Annotated in this window: 5 protein-coding genes; 3 read left to right on the top strand and 2 right to left on the bottom strand. The window is 42.2% G+C overall.

Features of this window, described 5'->3' with window-relative positions; translation table 11 throughout:
• Positions 1-197: 197 nt before the first annotated feature.
• Complete coding sequence (locus ACTIE0_RS22045) at positions 198-350, top strand: hypothetical protein (RefSeq protein WP_157234539.1); 153 nt, start codon at positions 198-200, stop codon at positions 348-350.
• Positions 351-762: 412 nt separating this feature from the next.
• Here the strand turns inward: ACTIE0_RS22045 and ACTIE0_RS22040 are convergent, their stop codons facing one another.
• Together ACTIE0_RS22040 and ACTIE0_RS22035 are read right to left on the bottom strand one after the other, a co-directional pair.
• Positions 763-1,449, bottom strand: coding sequence for a hypothetical protein (locus ACTIE0_RS22040; RefSeq protein WP_006670695.1), 687 nt, complete (start codon positions 1,447-1,449; stop codon positions 763-765).
• A 19-nt stretch (positions 1,450-1,468) separates the two neighbouring features.
• Entirely contained in the window at positions 1,469-4,633 is a 3,165-nt protein-coding gene (locus tag ACTIE0_RS22035) for an HsdM family class I SAM-dependent methyltransferase (RefSeq protein WP_006670694.1), read from the bottom strand.
• A gap of 189 nt (positions 4,634-4,822) precedes the next feature.
• On the opposite strand from ACTIE0_RS22035, the gene ACTIE0_RS22030 reads away from it, so the two are divergent.
• Positions 4,823-5,332 carry a MerR family transcriptional regulator gene (locus ACTIE0_RS22030; RefSeq protein ID WP_235720294.1) on the top strand — a complete coding sequence of 170 codons (510 nt, stop codon included), beginning with the start codon at positions 4,823-4,825 and terminating at the stop codon, positions 5,330-5,332.
• 82 nt (positions 5,333-5,414) lie between these two features.
• Positions 5,415-5,753 (top strand): DarT ssDNA thymidine ADP-ribosyltransferase family protein, encoded by a 339-nt coding sequence (locus ACTIE0_RS22025; protein ID WP_006670692.1) that lies wholly within the window; start codon positions 5,415-5,417, stop codon positions 5,751-5,753.
• Positions 5,754-6,019: the final 266 nt, after the last annotated feature.

Below are 6,019 nucleotides of genomic sequence, written 5' to 3'. Positions count from 1 at the left end.
AAAAAGTACAGGAATGGAGCGATCGCAAGCGCCATCTATTTAAACCTAACCATCTGCGAATAGCTTGGGAACGCCTTGACACTCAGAACTGGTTTGATATCAATAGCGATGACGAAATCCAATAATGTTCATGACCCTAAAAAAATGTGCGAACGATAAGATATTGATGAAACTGCCCGATGTAGAACCGGAGGAATTTGATAAGCTGGAGTTGTAGATTGCTGAAGTTGCGATCGCCCACTCTAGGACGGGTCAGGCAGACTTCTAGAATGGCGATCGGCGATCGCCTTTCTATTCCTGGAAATGAATACCCACGATCGGCTGACAGAAAGACGGCGATTGTGCAATAGTTCAGACTTGAGTCAATGGATAGCAGTATAGACCCTATTTATGGCGATCGCCTATAGCAATCCTAAATGATTCCCTCACCCCCAACCCCTCTCCCTTTCTGGGCCGCCATCGGTTGGGGGTGAGGGCATTCCACAACTAATTTAGGGTTGCTATATTAACCTGGTTCTCGAATCATTCCCACTCAAACCCATGAAAAATTAGGCGGTTCCACTATTTTTTTTGAACAAACCGCAGGCTGTTTAGCGGATGAGCCATTGGTGAGAGAGGCCCAGGGGGAATCTGAGGTCAGAGCGGAAATTTAGGGATTTCTTGACTGGATACTAAGGTCTAAGAGGGTTTATAAAAGCAGGTGAAGTTAGAGTTGAAAACTTGCTGGAATGTGAAAATTATCCATTGCTAGTTCAGGATATCCTACAAACTTTTAGTAGTAATCGGCAAAATTAAATGGTGACAAAGAAAGTTAGCAGGATAAGGCTTTCCTGATGGAACTGTACGGTTATGTTTTGATATTTTATGAATTCTATTTAAAAAATGTGGGTGATGCTCCAAACTACAGGAAAGTTTGGCTTCAATATTACTAAATACTTTACTGGTTTCAGGGGAAAAAAGATACCCAAGCATACCGCCTTGGCTAGAAAATGGTGCGTATCGGCAAGTCAAAAATTCATTATTAATGTCGTTTATATACTCAGAAAGTTTCCCCTCCGAACGAAGTACCTTAGCTTCTAACGGCCACATCATTCTTCCGTCACCACCATGCATAACAAAAGCAATATCATATTGTGGTGACTGGGCAGGCGGTGCCTTCCTTGTTTCAAATTCATAGGGACCATGTTCTACATCAAATGGCTCCCATCCCGTCATACATTGTCGAATTCTGGGAACAAATCGCTGGGTAATCGTCCTCTCGCGCTCCTCATAATCTTGCTGCCAGCAAATTTCTAACAAGTCACACTCTCGGAGCCGGTCATATCCCTCCCAAACTAATGTTAAAATCAACATCGATTCGTCTTCACACCACTCTTTTGCTAATTTAACAAAATCAGGTGGAACTGGTAGGTTCTTGGTTTCCCAAGGTGTTGGTCGTCTCCTAGCCACTTATGACTCCTAATTTAATTTATGAGTAAGATTCCAATCCGCTGTGCCACATCATAATATCAGCAGCCACTTCGTCAGCATCCCGTAAAGCCATAGAGCGTGTCCAGTAGCGGATTTGATCTGGCTTTACAAAATACACAGTAGGAATGGTTTTTCCATTCAAGTGAATAGAATCATATATTTTAGCAACCCGCTGATAGAATATTCCCCCCTCCTCTATACTGGACTTTTTTAAAAAGGATTGATTTAACCCCTCTAACTGTTCTATAAGATCTAAAGAATCTACGGGTTCAACCTGGATTTCTTCACCCTCATCATTTAGGGTAAGATAAAAAGCAATTAAACGAAACGGCATATAGGGAGTATTATGCTCTTGAAAAATTTTAGCACAGATGTTTTTATTGGTGCCAAACCCAGCTTTAATCACCTTTAAAAAACAAGTGCAATATTCTTTTAAGACCAATTCCGAAGCTATTGTTCTAAAAAGAGTGCTAGATTGTGAACGAGTGCTTTGACGGCCAGGAGATGAACGATTACCTTTAAAATCAGGTAAGGTGTAATTAAAGATATCCTCAATTAGCAACCACTCACTATCCTTCAAGGAAAAGGCTTCACAGACCCGATTGTCTACATCATCAAAATCCAATGTTTGAATATCCTGCAATCGAATTGGATTTTCAGGAATTGGAACGCGCAGCAATTCATCAACATTAGGTTCAGGTCTATAAGAAGCAAAGCGTCCACTTGACAAAAGAAGATAATAAACAGCAAGCTTGCTGTTATAAGTTAGACAAGCCGCTTCTAAAATTGAAGTATATTGACGTGGAACATGGACAGTCACGTAACTTTCAGAACAAAGCACTCCTTGCTTATCCTCATCTGACAGGATAATTGCTGCTTGAAATCTTTTTGAATCAATTGTCCAAGCTTGCTTTAAAATTAGTTGGGGTATTTCAAACGCCGAAAAATCGCTAGAATCTCGTGAATGGGTATAAGGATCCTCGTTAGGCAGCAAATCTTCTAGATTGATAAAAATAAAGGTACGAGCGGGGAACTGCCGCACCAGGCGTTTTCCCAGGATATCTTCCTGATACTTTTTTCTATTACCCCGGATAATACCTTGTCTTTTAATGGCAATTTTAGCACGCTCCAGTTTTTCAAAGTTTTGTCCTTGGCTCAACCGGCGCACTAAAGCTAAGTCACGTCTGCCACCCCACATTAATGCAGTCCATACTAAAGAATCTTGGATTGCTTCTTGCGGATAAATTAAATTGATATCATGAGGTTCTATAACTATGCGGTAATCATCTTCATTACTGGCAACAGGCTTTGGGCAGATATAAGACAATGGTTCACCATTTGGTAATTCGGCAGATATCGTGACAATGCAAGTGGGTGAAATAGCGTCTTTGAATAACCCAAATCGCAAAGCAGATAAATTCACAATTTCATCTACTTTATATTCATAAAAAAGTTTTTCCCGAAATCTTTTTGCTGTACTAATTTGATTAAAAATTAGTGCAAGAGCAGGCTGGAGCATTGCAATCGGTTGACCAGCCTTTGCTAAAGCCGCAGATTTGGGCAAGAAAAGTGGGCCAATATTGCCGTAAGGAATCGGCCACTTATTTGTTTTTGCCCAAGACTTCGCAAATTGAGTAACTGTATTTTTTCCCCAAGGGGCATTACCTATCACTAAATCATATTGCCCCGCATCAGCCACTGTGCGAAACCCTTCTACATTTTCTTGGAAAAAGTCTGCAGATATTAATCTCTTGTCTCTCAGTCGTGGAAAGCGTACTTGCTCCCAATAATATCGAGGATCTATCTCATCACACATAGTCAAGTAAAGGCTAAATGAAGCAACCCTTACTGCTTGCGAATTAATATCTACTCCCACCAAATTATCTGTAAGAATTTGTTGCAATATGGGTGCAGTGATTTCTTCATTTGGATAAGATTTCTTCCATCTATAAATAAGTCGCTGAAATGCTTTGACTAGAAAAATGCCCGATCCACAAGCCGGATCTAGAATTTTCAGATTCCACTCGCCACTATCCCACGGCAAGACGCCATCCAAGATAAAGTCAACGATATGTCCTGGAGTATAGTGAACTCCTTTATCCGCATTTTTTTTTCCTTTGTCAACAAATTCTTCATAAATACTACTAATGAACTCAAGGGGTATGGCATCAAAGGAATACTGCGGCCAGAGGCAACCCTGTCCCGTTTCCATTTCCAGATCGCCACTGACAAATTCTGCAAGCAGATTGAGATGTTGTTCAGTGACTTTATGTTCCTCTGCTTGCCATTCGTGTTCGCGTTCCGCTTCTGTCGCTCCTTTTCCTGGAAATAAATCCCCATTAAATTTATGGTTAAGCCAGCGAAAAAAATTATAAGTATCTCTTTTATTTCGGAAAATATCAGTTAAATTTTCATAGCTTTCTAATAAGTGTCCTTGTTCATGTAAATGAGCTAGTAAGTCTGGATTTAAAGCGGCGTTTCCCTGAGAATCTTTTCTGTCAAATAGAAATTGAATAAAAATAATCCTGGCTAATAAATCGTGGATGGTGTCGTAATCGAGTTTAAGCTTATTAAGTTGCTTGCGGACACTTTTGAGATTGCTCAGGAGCATTTGGTCAGCAGACTGGCTACGCTGAAATCGCTTATTATTTGCTTGAAAAAACTGCCCTGACACCAAATCAGCCCAGTGGATGTGTAAAGTATCAGCCGCCTGTTGAGAGAGAGAGGTCTGATCGAACAATTCAAGTTGCTGACGCGAAACTTCAGCTACAGGTCTGAGATTCTCAAATTCGGTTGGGGGGCCTTCGTAACAGCTCCAAATTCGCAACCGATCCGGTTCCGCAGTAATTAGCGACGGAGAGCGAGCAAAACTCCATGCAAGTCTGTAAGTTTCTTTAAGCGTAGCCTCTGATACTGGAATAGGAAACTGACAGACCACGGCGATAGGGGCCTCAGTTTCATCCCCGTGAGGATTTGGAGCGAGCACTCCCACTTGGAGGTCAGCACCAGAACCATTTAAAAGATTTTTGATATTCCTTCCCAGTTTTTCCCGAGCTAGGCGTGCATACACGCTGGGCCCAGCACCTGTTGGCTCCATGACTTGAGCCAGTTCAGGCCAGTGGAGCTTTTGGTGAGCTAGTTCTAGTAATCCAGAAACAGACATAGGACGGTTTAACCTGCATTACAGCAGAAGACGACAAGAGGGCTATCGTGTTCTTGATTGAAGACGATTTTGCCTTTTCTTGCGGTGTTGTCACCCGTTATTATATTGCAGTAGCGCTAAAATTAAATAAATTGTATTATATTTTTGTAAAATTATAATAAATAAGGGATCCACACTCCTAGAATGGCTATGATAGAAGGATTCACTCGACGAGAAACCCTCGACCTCACGGCTACCACCTCCAATCGCCTGCAATACCTAGAACGGTGTCAACTGGTAGTCCCCCACCGAATCAGCAAGTCCCGAAGGCCCACAGTGATTTATACCTGGGAGCAGGTTTTAGAAATCCGGGCCATCAAAAATCTTCGAGAAGTCATCTCGCTCCAAACGGTGAGAAGCATTATTAAATTCCTCGATGAGAGCGGATTTGACGATAGCTTACGTGACAAGCAGCTAGTTGTCATTGATGAAGAGGTAATCTGGGTTCAGCAGGATTGGAAAGACTTTGCCGACAAACTCCCGTCAGCTCTGAAGGTGGCAGGACATAAAAACAAAGATGTGGGTCAGTATCTCTTAGTGGTTATTCCACCTCTATCTCAAATTGTGAACGAGGTATGGCTGGCGGCTGAAAAATCGACTGTAGTCCATTTTGAGAGTTTTAAGCAACGGGCTAAAGCCAAACCGACTCAGGTAGCGTGAAAGGATTCTCAGAGGGACACTTCAACAGCAACCCCTATGTCGTGGGTATCACCCCTAGATTTCCTCACGGGTATCACTCCAGATGGCGGAAGCAATTCTCTACCCTATTACCCATCTTAGAAATTTAACCTCTATCTTGCGTTCTGGTGGCATCCTCGCTAACAATCGCTTAAAATCTCAGCGGATCAATTATGTAGATATTGCTCACGAAACCATTCATAATAAACGCGCTCAAATTAATATTCCTTGTTCAATAGGCGGCCCGCTTCACGATTACATTACCTGGTATTTTGAGCCTCCTTCTCCGCTGCTTTACGCCATCTCCAGAGGCAACATTCAAGGATATGAAGAGGGGCAAAGTCCGGTGGTTCACTTAGTGGCAACAGTCGAGGATATCGCCGCAGCCGGAATGCCAATCTGACTGTATCATCACCTAGAATAAAAGAGATTTACAAGAAGCCGAACGTTTGGGCATCAGGATTTTATCACCCAAAGAGTTTCTGCAAGAAGTAGGAGAAATAGAATGAGCGACTTAATTGTTAAAATTCCCGATTCTTTGTACAAACAAGTGGCAGAATTGGGAGAACGAGAAAGTATCTCTCTGAACCAAATGGTTGCGATCGCCTTTTCGGCTCAAGTTTCCCCTTGGATGACTCAAGATTATGTCGTGGAGCCAGCAAAACAGGG

The organism is Limnospira sp. (genome assembly GCF_051859755.1).
GTDB classification, from domain to species: Bacteria; Cyanobacteriota; Cyanobacteriia; order Cyanobacteriales; family Microcoleaceae; genus Limnospira; species Limnospira fusiformis.
The sequence above is the reverse complement of the archived record's forward strand: the minus strand, read 5'-3'. Positions and strand labels throughout refer to the sequence as shown.